General features: G+C 31.6%; 13 protein-coding genes. 3 read left to right on the forward strand and 10 right to left on the reverse strand.

The window, feature by feature from the left end:
- The first annotated feature begins 133 nt into the window (after nt 1–133).
- Entirely contained in the window at nt 134–1,330 is a 1,197-nt protein-coding gene (locus tag HF964_RS02670; RefSeq protein WP_168721497.1) for a serine hydrolase domain-containing protein, read from the forward strand.
- A 444-nt stretch (nt 1,331–1,774) separates the two neighbouring features.
- Complete coding sequence (locus HF964_RS02675) at nt 1,775–2,998, forward strand: MFS transporter (protein ID WP_168721498.1); 1,224 nt, start codon at nt 1,775–1,777, stop codon at nt 2,996–2,998.
- Nucleotides 2,999–3,114: 116 nt separating this feature from the next.
- Here the strand turns inward: HF964_RS02675 and HF964_RS02680 are convergent, their stop codons facing one another.
- The 9 genes from HF964_RS02680 to HF964_RS02720 all read right to left on the reverse strand — a co-directional run bounded on the left by HF964_RS02680 (nt 3,115) and on the right by HF964_RS02720 (nt 16,212).
- Nucleotides 3,115–4,113, reverse strand: coding sequence for a WxL protein peptidoglycan domain-containing protein (locus HF964_RS02680; RefSeq protein ID WP_210726977.1), 999 nt, complete (start codon nt 4,111–4,113; stop codon nt 3,115–3,117).
- 524 nt (nt 4,114–4,637) lie between these two features.
- A complete protein-coding gene (locus HF964_RS02685; RefSeq protein ID WP_168721500.1) occupies nt 4,638–5,909 on the reverse strand; it encodes an alkyl/aryl-sulfatase in 1,272 nt (423 codons plus the stop codon).
- A gap of 324 nt (nt 5,910–6,233) precedes the next feature.
- Nucleotides 6,234–8,417 carry a type IA DNA topoisomerase gene (locus HF964_RS02690; protein ID WP_168721501.1) on the reverse strand — a complete coding sequence of 728 codons (2,184 nt, stop codon included), beginning with the start codon at nt 8,415–8,417 and terminating at the stop codon, nt 6,234–6,236.
- Between the two features lie 336 nt (nt 8,418–8,753).
- A complete protein-coding gene (locus HF964_RS02695) occupies nt 8,754–9,791 on the reverse strand; it encodes a sensor histidine kinase (RefSeq protein ID WP_168721502.1) in 1,038 nt (345 codons plus the stop codon).
- Entirely contained in the window at nt 9,788–10,477 is a 690-nt protein-coding gene (locus HF964_RS02700; protein WP_168721503.1) for a response regulator transcription factor, read from the reverse strand. Before HF964_RS02700 ends, HF964_RS02695 begins: the two co-directional genes overlap by 4 nt.
- Nucleotides 10,478–10,640: 163 nt before the next feature.
- Nucleotides 10,641–11,093 (reverse strand): DoxX family protein, encoded by a 453-nt coding sequence (locus HF964_RS02705; protein ID WP_168721504.1) that lies wholly within the window; start codon nt 11,091–11,093, stop codon nt 10,641–10,643.
- 22 nt (nt 11,094–11,115) lie between these two features.
- The gene (locus HF964_RS02710) at nt 11,116–11,889 is read right to left on the reverse strand and encodes a DM13 domain-containing protein (protein WP_168721505.1); all 774 of its coding nucleotides are present in this window, start codon (nt 11,887–11,889) and stop codon (nt 11,116–11,118) included.
- Nucleotides 11,890–12,268: 379 nt separating this feature from the next.
- Nucleotides 12,269–13,237, reverse strand: a complete 969-nt coding sequence (locus tag HF964_RS02715) for a DUF4767 domain-containing protein (protein WP_168721506.1) — start codon at nt 13,235–13,237, stop codon at nt 12,269–12,271.
- A gap of 452 nt (nt 13,238–13,689) precedes the next feature.
- Nucleotides 13,690–16,212, reverse strand: a complete 2,523-nt coding sequence (locus tag HF964_RS02720; RefSeq protein ID WP_168721507.1) for an Hsp70 family protein — start codon at nt 16,210–16,212, stop codon at nt 13,690–13,692.
- 338 nt (nt 16,213–16,550) lie between these two features.
- Here HF964_RS02720 and HF964_RS02725 point away from each other — a divergent pair, with 338 nt between their 5' ends.
- Nucleotides 16,551–17,507, forward strand: a complete 957-nt coding sequence (locus HF964_RS02725) for a WYL domain-containing protein (RefSeq protein WP_168721508.1) — start codon at nt 16,551–16,553, stop codon at nt 17,505–17,507.
- 95 nt (nt 17,508–17,602) lie between these two features.
- On the opposite strand, the gene HF964_RS02730 is transcribed toward HF964_RS02725, so the two are convergent.
- On the reverse strand, nt 17,603–18,508 hold the full coding sequence (locus HF964_RS02730) for a hypothetical protein (RefSeq protein WP_168721509.1): 906 nt from the start codon (nt 18,506–18,508) through the stop codon (nt 17,603–17,605).
- Between the last annotated feature and the right edge of the window lie 53 nt (nt 18,509–18,561).

Consider the following 18,561-nt stretch of genomic DNA (forward strand, 5'->3'; position numbering starts at 1 on the left):
ATTAACATTATGTTGAACTTTAATGAAAAATTAATTTTGCTAGCTTAAACTATTAACATTATGTTGAACTTTAATGGTTATCTACATTTAGCCATTTCATTATTTTTAAATATTAGGAGTTTTAATTCTTATTATGGCCAACCGTCGCAATGAATATCATCGTACTAAGCAAAACCATTCTCGTCGTTTAATAATTAGCGCTTTATTAATCGCTATTTTAGGTGGTGGGATTCTTGGGAGTTATCTTTTCCATGCTTATCATGAAAAAGATATTAAACAAAATATTGTCTCTAAGAAGCAGCAATCTCAAACGAGTGATAGTCCAATTGAAGCTGCTCCAAATACTTCAAAAATCGCTCAAGATCCAAAAAATGATACTCCTGCTCAGCATAAGTTACGAGCAATTATTAACAAGCAAAAACTTAATGGGATAGTTATTTCAACAACTGTTAATTCAAATCAGCCCGTGGTTGTAACTGATGGTTTCTCAAATGTCTTAACCGGAACTGTAATTAATGAGCATACTTTATTTCCAATTTCATCATTTCAAAAAATGTTCACAGGAATTATTTTAGACCATCTAATCGCAGAAGGTAAACTTTCACTAAACACCCGTTTAAATAAATTTTATCCTGAAATTCGTTTTTCTGATCGGATTTCAATTCAAAATTTATTAAGTCACACATCAGGAATTAAAAGTGGCGATATTTTCCCAGTAGCTCCATTGACCAGTGAAAAAAGCCAACTAGAATTTAACCAGCATATTATGAAATCAACCGGAATTTTTAAATGGTCATATTCAAGTGCCAATTATGCTTTGTTAGCTGGCATCATTGTTAAGTTAACCGGCAAGAGTTATCAGGCTAACGTTGAACAATATATTATTCAACCGCTGGGTCTTAAAGAAACTTACTTTTACAATACGCTACCAAATAATCCTGACTTAGCGTATCCAGAAAATTTAAATACATTATTAGCACAAAAAGTTTATTTAGCTGATATACGCCGGATTGTTTCCGCTGATTATGGTTCTGGAGATATTTTTCAAAGTGCTAGCGATTTCTATAAAGTACTTGTTGCAACTGAAAATGGTACTTTAATTCCCAAAAATCGTTTGGCAAATTTTTTCCCAGGTGGATCACGAGCTTATACTAATGGAATGTATATCCAATATGGTTTAATTCATGCTGCAGCGGCTAATTTAAATTATTATGGCTCGTACTATGGAAATACCAAAACATTAAAGAATACGATTTTATTAACTACAAATGGTAGCTTGCAAACTATTCGAGTGGCCAGTGTTGATTTATATCATGCTATAAATCACTAATCAAAATAAAAAGCTCTGATAGAAAATAAATTTCTAATCAGAGCTTTTTATTTTGTCATCGTACTTTTACCAATTATTTATGCTTTAATAAAGCTTTCGCTTATTACTTGTTTTTAAACGTTCATAAGCGTATATTTTGTATTAATTCACCTGTAGCATCATCTGTATATTAATCGTTAATTTTAGTAATTGCCGCCTTTAATTATTTTTATCAGCTCGGTATTTTAATCATAAACAAATAGTTGCCATGCGTTTACGATAAGTAAAGCCCATGCGACATGGCTTTTTGATTATTTCTTACAAATTCTAAGCACCTAATTAAATAGCTAATTAATTATTGATTGTCGAGATACATAAACTGACACATTGAGATTTATTTTCTTATTATTTTAACATTAATTAGTTTACAATGATGTGTTCAATAATCATTTCGAGGTAGTAAATATGTCTAAACTAAATAATCTACCCATATGGCGCCGTAATTTAATCGTCTTATGGTTTGGAGTCTTCATGACCGGCTTAGGTATGAGCGAAATTATGCCTTTCCTTTCATTATTCATCGACCAACTTGGTCAATACAATAAGTCTCAATTAACGATTTATAGTAGTATTGTGTTTTCTGTTTCATTCCTAATGATGGCCCTTGTTTCACCTATTTGGGGACGAATGGCTGACCGTAAAGGGCGTAAATTAATGCTACTACGAGCTTCACTTGGAATGGGGATTGTTTTTTTCTTAATGGGTTTTGTAACTAACGTTTGGCAATTAATGTTGCTACGAGCATTACAAGGAGCTTTTGGTGGTTACGTATCAAATTCTAATGCTCTAATTGCAACACAGACCCCACGTGAACATGTTGGCCAATCACTTAGTATTTTAGTTACTGGAATGACAGCTGGTACATTGTTAGGTCCATTACTTGGTGGTGCCTTAGCTAGTGTCTTTTCATATCGAATGTCTTTTCATATTACAGGCATAATAATGTTAACAGTATTTGTGCTAACATATTTCTTTGTTAAAGAAACATTTGTAGCCCCTGTGCCTCTAAAAAACGGTCAATTACCAGTTAAAAAAACATTTAAAGATGTAACTCAAAATAAGCTAATTTTAATTTTGTTCATCACTACAATGGCAGTACAAATTGTTAATATGTCAATCAACCCTATTTTAAGCTTATACGTTCGCCAATTAAATGCCAATCCACATACGATTACCTTTGTTGCTGGTTTAGTAGCCGCCATGCCTGGTATTTCAACTGTGCTTGCTGCTCCACGTTTTGGTCGGCTTGGTGATCGAATCGGCTCACATAAAGTATTAATTTTTGGCTTTATCTTTGCAGCTGTAATTTTTTTACTTACGTCTATGACTCGAAATATTCCAGAATTAATGATTCTACGCTTTTTAACAGGGATTTCAGATGCAGCAATGTTACCCTCTGTTCAAACATTGCTTACTCGTAATACAAAAATTAGTGAAACTAGTATCGTCTTTTCATATAATCAGAGTTTCCAATCAATTGGGGCCGTTTTAGGGCCACTACTGGGAGCTTTACTTGCTAACCTCTTTAGTTACTCTGGTATTTTTGTAGCAGGTACATTCATAATGGTTTTTAATCTATTATTCTTTACGTACATTCGTAAACATAATCAAAGTAAACCAATTATGTAACAGATCATAAGTTCTACGTTAGATAGTCCTTGTTACTCTAAAATTCGATAAATTTGTTTATTACAAAAAGCGACTAACTCAAAATTTGAGTTAGTCGCTTTTTATTTAATACTATATTATTTACGGCGATTAGAAATCCAACCACCAATTGCAATAATTGCAACGGTTGCACTTATACCACTAAAAATCCATCCCCATGGTATCGGCTGTTTATCAGACGTTACCGCTTGATGTTGGCCTGCTTTGGCAATTGTTAATTGCCGCGTTAAGTGTCTTTGCTGTTTAGTTAATGCATCATCTGTATCAATCTTTAATATATACTTTCCAGCTTGAAGATGGACTCCGCTAGCCAATACATCAAGTAAAAAATTAGAATTAGGTGCAATTCGTAGCTGAGGATAGCTAACTTGGCTAACAAGCTGCTTTTTATCATTCAACACAGTTGCATTAACCTCCCCATAAAATGCAGCAGGCACCGCATTTTCTACATGTACAACCAAATTTTCATGGTGTCGTTGCCGCTCGACTTCAACATTTTGTAATACAATATTAGGCTGTAACCGTTTTGTGACGTGTAAATCGACCCACATTGATTGACTTGTAATTACCTGCTCATGTTTGTGCTTAGTGGTAAAATTCCACCCACCCATAATTAAGCCCACGAAACGCAAATCAACATTGCCTATAAATCTTCCAGTTACAGTTACATGAGCATGTGGAGCTAACGTAATAACTTTTGGATCCAAGAGTCGAAAACTATTTACAAATTGATATTTTAGTGAACTATCTGAATTAAACTTTTCGGCAACTTTAGGAGTGTCTGTCGAAATTATACCATTAGTCTTAGTATAAGCATTCCCTACTGACTGATAAATTTTAAGCTTACGATCGGTTAAATTTGTTATTACAACTTGTAAATCTTGAGGACGTTGTGGCCGAACATTTAGTGAAAAATGATTAACTACTTGCGTATTTTGATTCTTGGGTAAAATAGGTGTTAATTCAAATTCCGCTGATGCTTGGGCAGCATGGACCGGGCTAGACTGCACTAATAGAATCATACCAATACAAAAAATAATTAGTGTTATGGTACCTTGAATCTTTTTTTGCACCATTTCTCTCCTATCTATTTAATATTCTACTAAAGTATAATATTATTACACTTTAGTAGAAAAGGCTATCAATATAAATTAAAATGAATTTTCATTAATAAAAAAGACCACATATTATGTAGTCTTTTTTTATATTATATACAATATAATATATTTAAAATAGTTTATTTCCTAGTTTAAGAAATCCCCTCTTGTAAGAACTCTTAAATGAATACTGTTAACTAGCACTATTCACTATATCCCTAACACCCCATATATTTTGAATATACATTAATTATACATCAATTAAATAATATTTAAATGTATATATCTATAATAAAATGGATTATATTTATTTTTTAGTTAGCATACTCAATCAACCGTAAATTCAGCGGCAACTTTCCTAATTTCTTTTTAAGTATACTTCAAATATACTAGATTTCTAGAGCGAGTTTAGCAGTAACTTAACACTAGAAAAGAGCCATGTCACATCTCCTAGTTTTAGATATATAATGCATTAATTTTAAAGCAAAGAGTTGTAGTAAGTATTAAAGTTCAGCTTCTAATTCATTTGCAGTACTTAAATAATAGTGTCGCCCGGTTGCTGTTGTTTCCTGTTCTGCAACTAATCGCAACACTTGCACCTTACTACCAATTGTACTAATCCGTCCAATGCTTAATAATAAGTCACACAATTCTAATGCCCATAGATAATCTTTTTCCGTAATTGCTTTTTGTATAGCAAGCTCAACTTTACTTGCCCCACCAATTAAATTAATCATTTTATTGGCTGCCTCTTGTGTTGGTAAACTATGTAAATTTGTTGGGTTGCCATCAAACCATCCAACATACGCTGCAAAAATAGCTCTAACAGACCACTCAACCGTTCCATAAATTTCAGTTAAATATGGTAAATTTTTAAATTTTTCTGGTAAGGACACAGTTTCAACAACTTCTTGAACTGGTAGTCCTTGATTAATTGCAATTAAAGTTTGATTAAAGATGGATTGAAGTGCATCACGATAATTTGACAGCGTCTTTTTAACTTCTTTATATCCGATCAATGGTTCTAAATGACCAGGTAGTACATATTGTGCATCATAAGAAACTAGTAAGTCTAAACTCTTCAGCCAATTCCCAATATCACGATATTGTCCACCACGTATTGGGGCTAGGTTTGGAAAACACCCGTAATAATTATCACCACAACAAAGGACTTGTTGATCTGGTAACCAAATATATCCCATATCACCATTTTCACCAGGTGCTGTCGCAAGTTGCATCAAGACGCCATCTATTGTCCGTGCAGATACACCATTATCAATGAATTCAGTTGGTTGTAACGGCTCATAACCACGCATACCAACCATATGGCCTTCTAACTTACCAATTCCCATTGTAATTGCTTCAGCATTAGTAAGATGGTACCCCATTTGATGGGCACCACGATCATTTAAAGCATGTTTAATATCATTAATTGCCGTTAATGGCTTATCTTGATTATTAAATGCATATATATTTTCAACAGTTGCTTTAAACGTTGATGCACCACCACGATGATCTGGATGTCCATGGGTATAAATAATTGTCTTAACTGGCTTATCAGTTTCTTTTTGTAGATCAGCTAATAATTGTGCCGAAGCATCTGGAGATTCCAACGTATCGATTAAGATCACAGACGTTTGTCCTTCAATTGCAATTACATTACTGGTTCCATAACCGCTAAAAAAATAAACATCGTCCCCAATTTTTTTCATTTGGGGCTTTGTATTAATTGTAGCAAAGTCGTTTAGTAGGTCTGCACCATTTTCGACTAACATGCGTGATCCTCACTTTGGTAAATTTTATTATTATAATATAACATATTACATGAAATGTATAATATATTTTGTATATTAAATTGTAAATATTATGTTAATTTAGTGAAAACAATTTCGTATATTCTTAAACACAATGAAATTTTATAATAAATTAACAGAACAAAAGTTATTTTTTTAATTTAAAAATAACACATTATTAAATTAATTAAGATTCACAACTATTACTTAGTAACTTAGCTTTAAAAATAATTTTTAGGTTTTTCTTATATCATTCAGAATTTAAAAATAGCACGTTCATTTATAAATTATAAATGTATATTAGTATCAAATACTTGCATCATTTTCTGGAAATACAAAAGTTATTTTATCATCATTAATTTTTAATTTAGCATTAAATACTTTACCATTTTTACTTTTAAATCCTTTTAAAAGTTTCGTTTCTTGATTATTTATTAAATCACGTAATGCATTAATCGGAACTTTTTTGCCACTCCATTGCTTTGGTAATGTAAAGCTGCAATCACCATCTTTACGATAATTTGAGCATCCATAGAATTTGCCTTTATCAACGATTGCACCTGTTTGGCAGCGGGGACAATTCCCCAATATTAGCTTTTCTTTTTGCCCTGGCTGTTGGGATTTGTATAGCGCAATTTTATTCTGTAGCTCTTGATCGTTAGCTATTCGTTCAGGCGTATTCACAATAATTTGCTTTACAAAATGTTTAATCTGATTTAAAAAATTCTCTGGTGTACGTGTTTGCATACTGATTTGTTGAAGAGCTAATTCCCACTTTGCTGTCATTTCAGGACTAACAAGGAGCGGTTGAGTTGCTACTGCTTGGCATAAAATTTTACCTGCGGGACTTACTATCAAATTATTTTTTTCAACTGTTAAATACTTTTTTTGCTTCAACTTTTCAATAATATTAGCTCGAGTTGCCTCAGTACCAATTCCTTGTGTATCTTTCAAGATTGCTTGTTCTTGTGTATCGCTAAGTTTCTTGGATACCATTTTCATTGCTGATATTAATGTCCCTTCAGTCAATAATTCAGGGGGTTGAGTAAACTTTTCTAACATTTTAACATCGGCATCAACTAGTTCACCAAGGACCAATTTAGGTAGAATCATTTCCTTTTCTTCTGGCTTTTTGGTATTACCAAATAACTCTTTCCAACCAACATTAGTTTCTGTTTTACCAACGCTTTTAAAATTAGTTTGGGATATTTTAAAAAGCAGTGTCGTTTCTAAATATCTATAGTGTGGTGCAAACATAGCTATTGTAGTTCGTAGTACCAATTGATATATTTTTTGCTCTAATTCACCAAGACTAGTTAATTTTTTAATATTTGGGATTGTTCGTGTAACAATAATTGCATGATGCTCTTGCACCTTACTATCATTGACATAACGTGCTTGTGGCTCTAAATTTGGTGTTGCAAAATCAATCCCTAGAAAACGTTTGTATTTGACAAGAGTATCTTTTAAATAATTGAACTCTTGTTTAGTAATGTAATTACAATCAGTCCGTGGATAAGTTACGAGTTTGGCTTCATACAAATTTTGTACTGCCCTTAATGTCGCACTAGCACTAACCTTATATAGCTTATTGACCTGACTTTGTAAATCAGATAAAGAAAACAAACGTGGGCTTGCAATTGTTTTGGGGATCGTTATGGCATCAATCACCTCACCATATTGTTTACCTAAGTTAAGGTGATTGCTTTCCATAAATTCAACTAATTTTTTATCACCAAAAAACTTTTGATTTGGTTCTAATTTAGCACTAAATTCTATTTTTGTTTTTGTTGTTATCAGTGCTTCCAATTGTAAATAACGCTCTGGAATGAAATTTTCAATTTCATCTTGACGTTCATGGACAATTTCTAGTGTTGGTGTTTGAACTCGACCAATTGAAAATGTTCCATCAATACCATATTTTTTTAGCAACAATGTAAACAATGGACTAGCATTCATACCAACTAACCAATCACTAATTTCTCGTGTTTGAGCTTCTAGGTATTTTGGATAGAAGTCTATACCTGGCTTGAGATTGACAAATCCGGTTCGAATAGTTTCTCGCTCTAGGCTATTAATCCATAAACGTTGTATTTCAGTATTTTTAAAATTTACCTTAGCATATTTCATAATCGACCAGGCAATATTTTCACCTTCACGATCAGCATCTGTTGCAATTATTATTTTATTTGCTTGAGTTAGTAATCTTTTAACTACTTCAAATTGTTCTCGTTTGTCTACTGGAACAGTATATTGATATGTGTCTGGGAAAATAGGCAAATTATCTAATGACCAATACTTATATTTTTCATCATATTTATCTGGTGTTACCAATTCAACCAAATGACCAAATCCATAAGTTATATAAGTCTCATTTGGAAAAATTGGATCACTAATTGTGTAGTAGCCAGCATGCTTTGTCGCAGCTGCAAAACTATCAGCATAAGCTTTAGCTTGGCTTGGCTTTTCAGCAAGAATTACAGTTATCATTATTGTACTCCGAAAATAATCTTCATTATATCTAATTTGTTCGCTTTTTAAATCCACTCATTTTAGATTTTGTATTATACCATCATAACAGATTTTGAACATTTTCCAAACGCTTGTTCTGTGCTAATTTGTATCTTGTTATCAACAAAATTAAATTTAAACATGTATCGTGGTAATGTGATAGCAATCTTTTTTAAAGTAATTTACTATTAAAATACTCCCTAACTGTTAGACATATGCTAGCTATACACAAAAAAGCTAGGAAAAACAATTTTTCCTGGCTTTCTACTAGTATTTATCGCTAATGTACTTTTATAAATTTGTATATATCAATAACTAATCTGTATAGATTGGTAATGCAACAGAAAAGCGACTTCCGGCTCCAATTTTTGATTTAACTGAAATTTTACCACCAAGTTTTTCAACTAAATTCTTAGTAATAAATAATCCTAAACCATGGCCACCAGTTGCTTGATTGCGTGATTTTTCAACTCGATAAGTTCTCTGGAAAATTTTGGTTATATCTTCTTCTGGAATACCCTTACCCTCATCTACAACTTCTATATTAACCATATTGTTATCAACTTTAACATCTATCTGGATTGGTGTTCCACTTTGAGAGTATTTCAAGCTATTTTCAATTACATTATACAAAATACGATATACTACATCTTCATTAGCCTTAATTGCTGGAATAGTTTCAAAACCTGAAATCATAATTTCTCGTTGATCATGATCAATACGTGGTTTAAAGGCATTCAAAACTTTAATTAAAATATCATCAACCATAATCTCGTCTGTGATAACGTTAGTATTTTCACTAGAATTGTCAATTGTTACCTGCATCAATTCATCAGCCAAAATAGTAATACGCTGTGCATTCTCTGAGACAGATTCTAAATAGCGTTTTTTTTCATCATCACTTAAAATATCATCTGATAATGCTTGGCCAATAGCAATTAATGAAGCAACTGGGGTTTTAATATCATGAGAAAGATTAGCAATCATTTCATTTTTTTCTTTTTCACTTTGCTTAAGTTCTTCAACTTGCTGCGTAATTTGCTTTACCATTGTATTGTAATCCTTGGTTAAAGCAGCTAATTCAGTAGCAAATGGATACTTATTAAGCGTAGTGTAATGACCTCGTGCATTTTGTTGGCTTGCTTTTTGCAAATTCATAATTGTATCAAGCAACGGCTTAATGACAAAATAATTTATAATTGCAAATAGCAACGTTGAAATAATTGCAGTTGACATTACATAACTTGCTGTTCGAGTATCGATGTACATTAATTTCAGAAAAATAGTTGTCCCAATAGCAATACACAATAATATACTTGCATAAATTAAACCGAGTAATTGCTTTAGTTTCATGCGCTTACCTCCAATTTATATCCAATGCCCCAGACTGTTTTAATAATTGGCATGCCAGGTTCTGTGCCAAATTGGTTCAATTTTTCACGGAGGCGATGAACATATACATTTACTGTATTCATATCATCTAAAAATTCCGATTCCCAGACTAAATGCAATAATTCTGACTTAGAAAATACTTTATCAGGTTCTTTAGCTAATGTCCAAAGCAGTGTAAACTCTTTACTTGTTAATTCTATTAATTCATCATTAATAGTTGCTGTATAACGATCATGATCAATTACTAAATTTCCAAATTGTAATTTTTGTGATACTTCAGGGTATACTCGTCGTAAAATATTTTTCACACGTAAGACTAATTCTAAAGGATTGAACGGTTTTGTTAGGTAATCATCTGCTCCTAACGTTAATGAATAAAGTTTATCTTGGTTGGCACTTTTTGCCGAGATAAAAATAAACGTCATTTTTTCATATTTCTCAAGGACTTCTAAAATGAATTCATACCCATCCATTTGAGGCATCATTATGTCGGTAATTATTAAGTCAATTACTTGATTATCCAATATTTGTAAAGCTAATTCTGCATCTGTTGCTTGAAAAACACCATATCCCTCCTTTTCTAAGTACTTTTTTGCAATTTCGATGATTGTTTTTTCATCATCTACCAATAAGATATTTTTAGTCATTATCCGCCCTCCAATGTAATTAGTAATTTGGTCTATGTATACGAAAAAATGCACGAGCCTTATAATGGCATCGTACTTTTTTCGTTTATTGAGAATGAAGTATGGGTCATTCTCGTTAAAGGCTATTGATTACTAGTATCAGGTATAGTGTATAAGAAATTAGCTACATCATCAATTCTTGATTTCGTTTTGCTTTAAATTTTGTAAGTAATTTAAACACTCGGTAATGGTTGGCACGTTTGAAGAATACAATCAATAATATTGCTACCAACATTTGAATTGGATAGATATAAATCATATTTGATAACCAATAATTGGTATTCATAAAGACAGCCCCTGCTAAAGCTCCCTTTGTAAGTACACCAAAAATTAAACCTAAACCAACGCAAACTTCTCCAAGCGGAATCAAAATATTGAATACAGGAAATAAGTGGCCTACAATATTAACAACGAAAGCTTGATACCAAGCTGGAATCCCATTACTTGTTTGGTGAATTGAATTAACTAACCCAAAAATATCAAAGTGTGCTTGAAACTTAAAGATACCTTGTTGTAACCAAGATAGTCCTAATAAGATTCTTACAATTGAAAAAATAATATTGCTAGCTTTCTGCATCGATTTTCCTACTTTCAGTTAATTATTTAACGTCAGCAGCACCAAATGTTACGTGTGCTTCATCACAGTGAATTAAAACTTGCTTGAAGTCTTTGATGTTAGTGCCAGCTGGAAGTTTAATTTTTTGGTTAGCATCAGTCAAACTAATTTTACCAAGGTTAATGGCACCGTTATCAACAGAGCCATCCTTTGAAAGGTAAATATGTAAGTCTGGACCAGCAACAGTTTTAAAGTTTGAAAGATCAATTTCATTACCATTAACTGTTACATCACCAGAAACTTGCTTACCATTTTGACCCTTAAATGAACCTGTTAATGAAGCAGCAGTGTCAGTAGTTGTTGCCATATTTGCATCTGCATTATATGTTGCATGACCAAATAATGCGTGGGCTTTATTACAGAAAATTAAAACATCACTATACTTCTTAACATTTGTACCCTTTAGACTAAATGTTTGTGTCTTTTTAGTCAATGAAATTGGTGCTAAATCAACACCACTCTTAGGATCAGTCCCTTTAGCTAAATAAACATGTAAATCTGGCCCAGCTGACGTACTAAAGTCAGTAAGCGTTAACTTATCACCTTTAATCGAAACATGCCCCGCAACCTTCATTTTGTTATCGCCTTGGAAAGACCCAGTAAATCTAGCAGTATTAATTGTTTTAGTCATCGAGCTAGTTGCTTCACTACTCTTTGATGATGAAGATGATTGAGCTGAATTACTACCACATGCTGCAAGTAAAATACCAGCTGCCCCAACGGCAAGTAAGGTTCCAAATAACTTAGATTTTTTCATGATGTATTCTCCTAAAATATAAATAGATTTGCTTTGTACTATCAAGCTATGTATACATCTTATCAACTAGTTCTTAATAAAGAATTACACGCCTATTTAATAACTATTAACTGCTAATTTTTTTTAGTAATTAAAAAATGTTTGTCTCATAACTACCTTGTAGTAATAATTTAGACTACAAATATTTATTTAAAAACCAAGATACTAGTATAAAACACGAATATCCCGACTAAACTTTAAATTCAGTCGGGATATTCGTGTTTTATCTTAACTAACTACTTTTCACTAGCCTCAAATAATTTAATAATGGCACTGATTTCATCATTTTCACATCTATAATCAGATACTAAGTAATCTTAAAAAGTGAATTTTATTAAGACTATGGTTTTAAATTAATAATTTGTGCAGCATAATTAATATCGTTTTGTTGCTTACGAGTCCGATATGTTGCCATAATTAAATCATGTAGTGAAATCTTCTCTTCTGGGTTAACAAGATCATTAGATTTCATCTCTAATTCGTTGGCATTATACTTATAGCCTAGCTTAGGGCTTAGATTATAGTAGCCAACTTTTAAAGGCCCATCTTCAACATGCATGATTGAGAAACTTTCTTCATGTGCAATCGATGTAATTTTTTCGTTAGAAAGTGACATATAACTTTCAAGCATTGCACCAAGTTGTCGGTAATCAAATGTCATACCTTGGTACTTAACTAGTTGCCATCTTGTATCTGGGCTTAATTTATTTAACTCTTTAGGAGTAGCTGTATAAATTTTGGTGAATGCTGTCACCAATTGCTTATTTTGTGAAAGCTTGACATAGATAAACCCTTTTTTAGCTTGGCTATTAGTTGTATTAACAAATACTAATGGTTTTCCATTATGGATAGTCATTAAGTATAAATGATCTGCATCTTTGAGACTTGCATTAGTCGCATCGGAATAAATTGCAACCACATTATAATTATATTTATCAGCACCGTCTTTACTAATTCCTAACTTCATCTGACCACCATTATAAATTAAATTACGTTTACTAAAATCTTGTGGAAATGTATACCCTAAATAATTACTCCCAGCAACCCCTGGATAATAACGTAAAAAATGGCGAGCTGGTTTATATGATTTTTGCCATTGTTTTACGAACTGGTCTAATGCCAAACTTTGACGATTATTCCACTGAACATTTGGCAATGGCTGTTGTTGAGCTATTTGCTTAGTATTAGTCTCATTTCTTTTAAATTCAAGTGCCGATGCATTCTGTGTAGTAATCTGGTGATTACTACAGCCAACTAGGAACGGACTAATAAATAGTAACATTCCTACCAGTATTTTTTGTTTATTCATTCAATTACTCCCATTTTTAATACATCATTATATTCTATCGTTAATTAACGGATAATATCAATTAAAACCCGATAAATTGTAAAAGTATTATCTAATCATTTCGTACTTTTAATTATTAAATAATTATAAAGTTTTAAAAAAAACATTAATATATTAAAATATAACTATCAAATCAATTATTGGGGGATCATTTTGATTATTCTTTCTACTATTATTGGCCTATATTTTGCACGTAAGTTCCGTAATATACAAGCCTATATAAAAATTAAAACAAATAATAGTTCATCTAATAAAAAACGCATAAAATAATTATGTTCAGAATATGGCAAAGGCCTCCTTGAAGAAAAATTTTTCTTCAAGGAGGCCTTTGCCATAATTCTTGATACTGCTAGTTTCTTCTAATTTTCTGCATTCACCTTGATTTTAAAGCCAACTATTACAAAAAGAATCTATTAATTACCTATTAATTCAATATCACTAGTATCACTTAACACTTTCTGCAATGCTTTAAACATCATATTTAACGAAAGCGTATATGCACACCGATGCTTACTAAAATCATCAAATAATGGGGTTAATACAGCATTACATAATGTCCATGGATCAGTATATTGATAAAGCGCTCTTGCGAGGTGTCCAGATTGATCTCTAACAAGATCAGTAACTAGTTGTCGTGCTTCAATAGGTAAAATAAAGTATTCTCGAGCGAGATTTACAAATTGTTCCCTAGCCACTTCAATTATGAATTCTGCATCAGTTAATGTAAATTGTTTCAATGGCGATGGTATACCTCCAAAATGTTCATTGGCTTTTTTGAGTCTATCGTATAAAATGGCAGCACTTATCCGCCCTTTAAACAAAATAGCAACATCATCTATATCGATATAATCAACGCTAGGTACCTTTTTCATAATTTGGCACCTCAATTCCATCCCGCGTGGACTTAAACTGCTCAATCCAAGTATTTCTTTTAAAACCTTAACGCTATCTGCATCTTCTAATAAACTAAAAGCTAATTTTGAATCACTAAATAAATTTGTACTTAAGCCAAGTTGTCTAATCTCAGCACTTAAAAGATCTTTAACAAAATTAAATCCGTCTGCTTTTAATCCCAAGTATGCCGTATTTAAAAGAGCTTTTTCTTTATCTGTACCATACCAGCGGCTAATTACATATGCAACAGCTAAGCTAATTGATATGTTCTGCTTAGCACTAATTGTTTCTTCCACTTCGTTATATTTTATTAGATCTATATTCCCATTTACTGCCAAATGAAATACTTGATCGTAAGAAAAAAAGCCTTTAGCTATTATCTTTTTAGCAAAATCAATATTATCAATGGATGGAATATCACCATTCTTTATCCGTTCTGACATTAATTCAATAGCTTGTGTATACTGATCAAATGGCACCTCTATTTGCATTAAGCAACCTTTTGAATCCCAATATCTAAACTGTCCCTCATCAAAAGCATCATTAATAACCTCATGAACATTTGCAAAATATTTACCAGGAACTTTGTTAAAATATTTTTCTTTTTCCTCGTCAAATTCAGAGAATAAAGTTAAATTTTCTAATTCATTATCTCCCAAGAAAATCAAATTTTCGGTACTATTTATTGTGTTAATTAACCTAATTGAAATGATACCGTTTCTATCAACACTTACTTCCAATTCATACTGATTTTCATCTAAATCTAAGAAAAAATCAACCGAATTAAGCACTCCTAATACATTTAATTGATTAGCACCTTGTAGAAACGTTAGCTGCTCGACATTCTTTTTATTAATCACTATTTTTGGTGCCACATTGGGTATGATTGTATTACTACTTATTAACTTAACAAAACTACCATTACTTTGTTCAAGAACAACTGACATTGCTGTAATATCTATTACTGTAATGTCTTTATTCAACGTATTCGTTAAAATTGCGGCTTGAATAGCTGTTCCTTTCAAAGCCATTACTTGATCATCAATAACCGTCACATTAGTGTTACCTGAAGTAATAAGTGTTTCCTTTATAAGCGGAACTTGGCTACCACCACCAGCAAGCAAGATATTATCCACCTCACTAATTAAATAACTTGCATCTTTACACAACCTCTCGATAGGTTGTTTTAGTTCATTTATTAATGATGCTACTAATGTGTTAAAATGCGAACGTGATAAACAAGTGTCAATATCAAGTGATTGATTACCATTATTTGTAACGGCTACAACTTTAATATTTGTTTCTTCTTTTTCAGAAAGTTCAATCTTAGCATTTTCAGCAGCAACTGTAAGACGTTTAATTACATTACTGTCATTTGATAGATCAATTGCGTGCTTACTATAAAAATCTTGTACTAACCATTCAACAATTCGATCATCAAAATCATCACTACCAAGACAATTACTACCACTAGAAGCTACTACTTCAATAACATCATTATTTATCTCAACTAACGATACATCATACATTCCAGCACCAATACTATAAAAGATATTTAACTCATTAGCTTGGAATTTCTTTTGCTCAGCATACGCTAATGCAATTGCAGTTGATTCATTGATTAAATTAACTTTCTCAAAACCAGCTATAGTAGCTGCTTGCTTCAATGCTTTCCTTTGCACATCATTAAACATTACTGGTACGGTTATTACAGTCTCAGTGATACTTTCCCCTAATTCAAATTCAGCTGTTTCCTTTAGATCCTTTAGAATTAGTGCTGCAATCTCCACAGGTTTATAGAATTTATCATCAATCATTATTCGATAATTTTGTTCTCCCAAATGGCGTTTGATTGACTTAATAACATGTCGCTTAGTAAAAGTATATTTAGGTATGTCATTACCAATAATTGGTTGCTTTCCCAAAGCTACTCGTGAAGAAATTATCATATCTTTTGCACCACTTTTAATAACTTGTGGCATGTTGTGTGTAAATACTGCAATTCCTGAATCATATGTTCCAAAATCAATTCCAATTAACATAAAGCTTCCCCATTTATATGTATCCTTATTCTGCATTAAAGGCTATCATTTTCCCTTAAAAATTATTATATTCTATTAATTATGTGTTACTATTTTTAAACAAGTTAGCCCGATATTATGTGTTATTTTAGCATAAAAATTAATTATTATTTATAGGTAATACATTATCACCACCTTTATTATATTTTACTATTTATTTAGTTTATTTAATATTTAATAAATATTATTTATTAAATTATACTATAATTAAGAACGTAAATTCGATAAATTACCATCTATAAATTATTAAATATGTTAAATTTATTCTTCTTTTTAGATATTATACGAGGTATTAAATTATGATAATCAAAGATTCAAAACGACTCTTAAACTTGTTATTACGGCTTATTGCAGGTGAAAAAATTGACCGTGACACATGGATTGAAACCAATGAGCTTAAGTTACGAACAGCACAAAATGATTTCAAAGATATTGAAAATGCTATAGGTAACGATCATCCATTATATGAAGTTGTACGTGCTAATAAAACAATATCGATTGTGCGCAAAAATGCTCTTGATGAAAAACATATTTTAATTATTAGTAAATTAATACTAGCTTCCAGAGCATTCGTAAATGTAGAAAAAAGCACTTTAATTAGTAATTTACTGCTATTAACGAATAATCAAAACGTCAAAATCATTCGTCATAGTCTAGCAAACGAGACAAATGATTACAAGGCATTACAACACAATCGTCCACTAATTAATTTAATTTGGCAATTTACAATATGGATTGAAACACGTCAAGTATTATCTTTTGATTATAAAAAAATGGATCATACTACTAAATCATATATTGGATTACCTATTGGTTTATTTTTTGATACATACTATTTCTATGTCATAATGCAACGAGAAAAAGACGGTAAAAATTTTCAAGCATTCCATCGTATTGATCGCTTCAGTAATCTTTGGCCTAATAATAAAGTTAAAATAATTCATCCCGCAAGTCTAAATACCCTAGAAGAAAATAAAATTCGGGCAACTAATAATTTAATGCAACTTGGCTATACAATTCCGATTGAGTTTGATTTTACCGGGAATCCTGAAGCAGCTCTTGATAAATTTCCAGACGCAATTATTTCTGATAAGCAGATACCTAATGGTGTGCACATCAAAATACCAAATGCTAATAAAAAAGGGGCTATGATGTGGTTTTTAAGTCAAGGTTCCCATGTCAAAGTAACAAGTCCAGCTTCTTTAATTACCGATATTCGTAATGAAATCGACGCTCTTCAAAAAATGTATAACTAAAATAGTAAGCTTACCATGTAGTAAGCTTACTATTTTAGTGTGCAATATATTTGCACTTTTTATTCATTTCACCATTATCTATCATATTTTATACTTTACATACTCATTAAATATCGCCCTGAGTCGATCTTTTTAAACTTAACTACCTCCTTATTAGCTGTTATTAATTGCTTTTTACTAATTGGTTGTGTCGTTTCAATTCCTAGGGACTGTTTAACAAATTCGAAAATACTTCCAGTTAAAAATTGAAGTGTGGTGTCTAAATTAGTTTGAACTACTTTGGCAACATATACTTGTCCAGTTTGTGTCTCTACAATAAAAGATTCTGCCGGAAATATTTCTTTAAAAATCGGGCTTCCCTTTGTTTCAAGTAAACAAGGTACTTTATTTTCATACCATGCATTAATTCCTTCTCTAAACCAAGTTTGTGTTTGACCAATCCATGGGCCGCGCATAATTGGAATTGAAATATCATTTATACTTGATTTATCATCCATTTTTATTGGTAATACTTGGCCTATTTTTTTATCATTAATCATCATTTCAATCAAATTATCTCGATTAAAACTAAAAACTTTTTGTTGAATCCTTAGACAAATATTCAATCGATTGGTTAATACTTCTGATAAATAATAATCTGAAATTAATTCATAAATTCCTTGAAGACTTGCTTGATCTACTTCCCCTAAAAATGGAATTTCCCATTCCTTTTCACCTACTTCAACAGTCGTCACAGGAAAAGACTGTAAATCTGTTAATGCGGTTAAATAGTCTAAATCAATATTAGTAAATGCATCCGATGTAATTTCCAATATTGCTTGGAGATAATCAATTGGTAATTCACCACGTTTACACCATTTAGTATAAATATTGACTTTAACGTAATCTAAATTATCTGCCATTGCTTGATTAAGTATAGTAATTAAGTGAGCCCTGCTACCTTTCTTTATTTTCCATAGCCATTGTAAAATCATTTTCATATCTATTAAATCTTTCGTCATCAATCACGACTCCTTTTCGAAATATAGATAACTTTCTTTTTTTGAAAGTTAAT

Source organism: Periweissella fabalis, from assembly GCF_012396505.1.
Lineage (GTDB): Bacteria > Bacillota > Bacilli > Lactobacillales > Lactobacillaceae > Periweissella > Periweissella fabalis.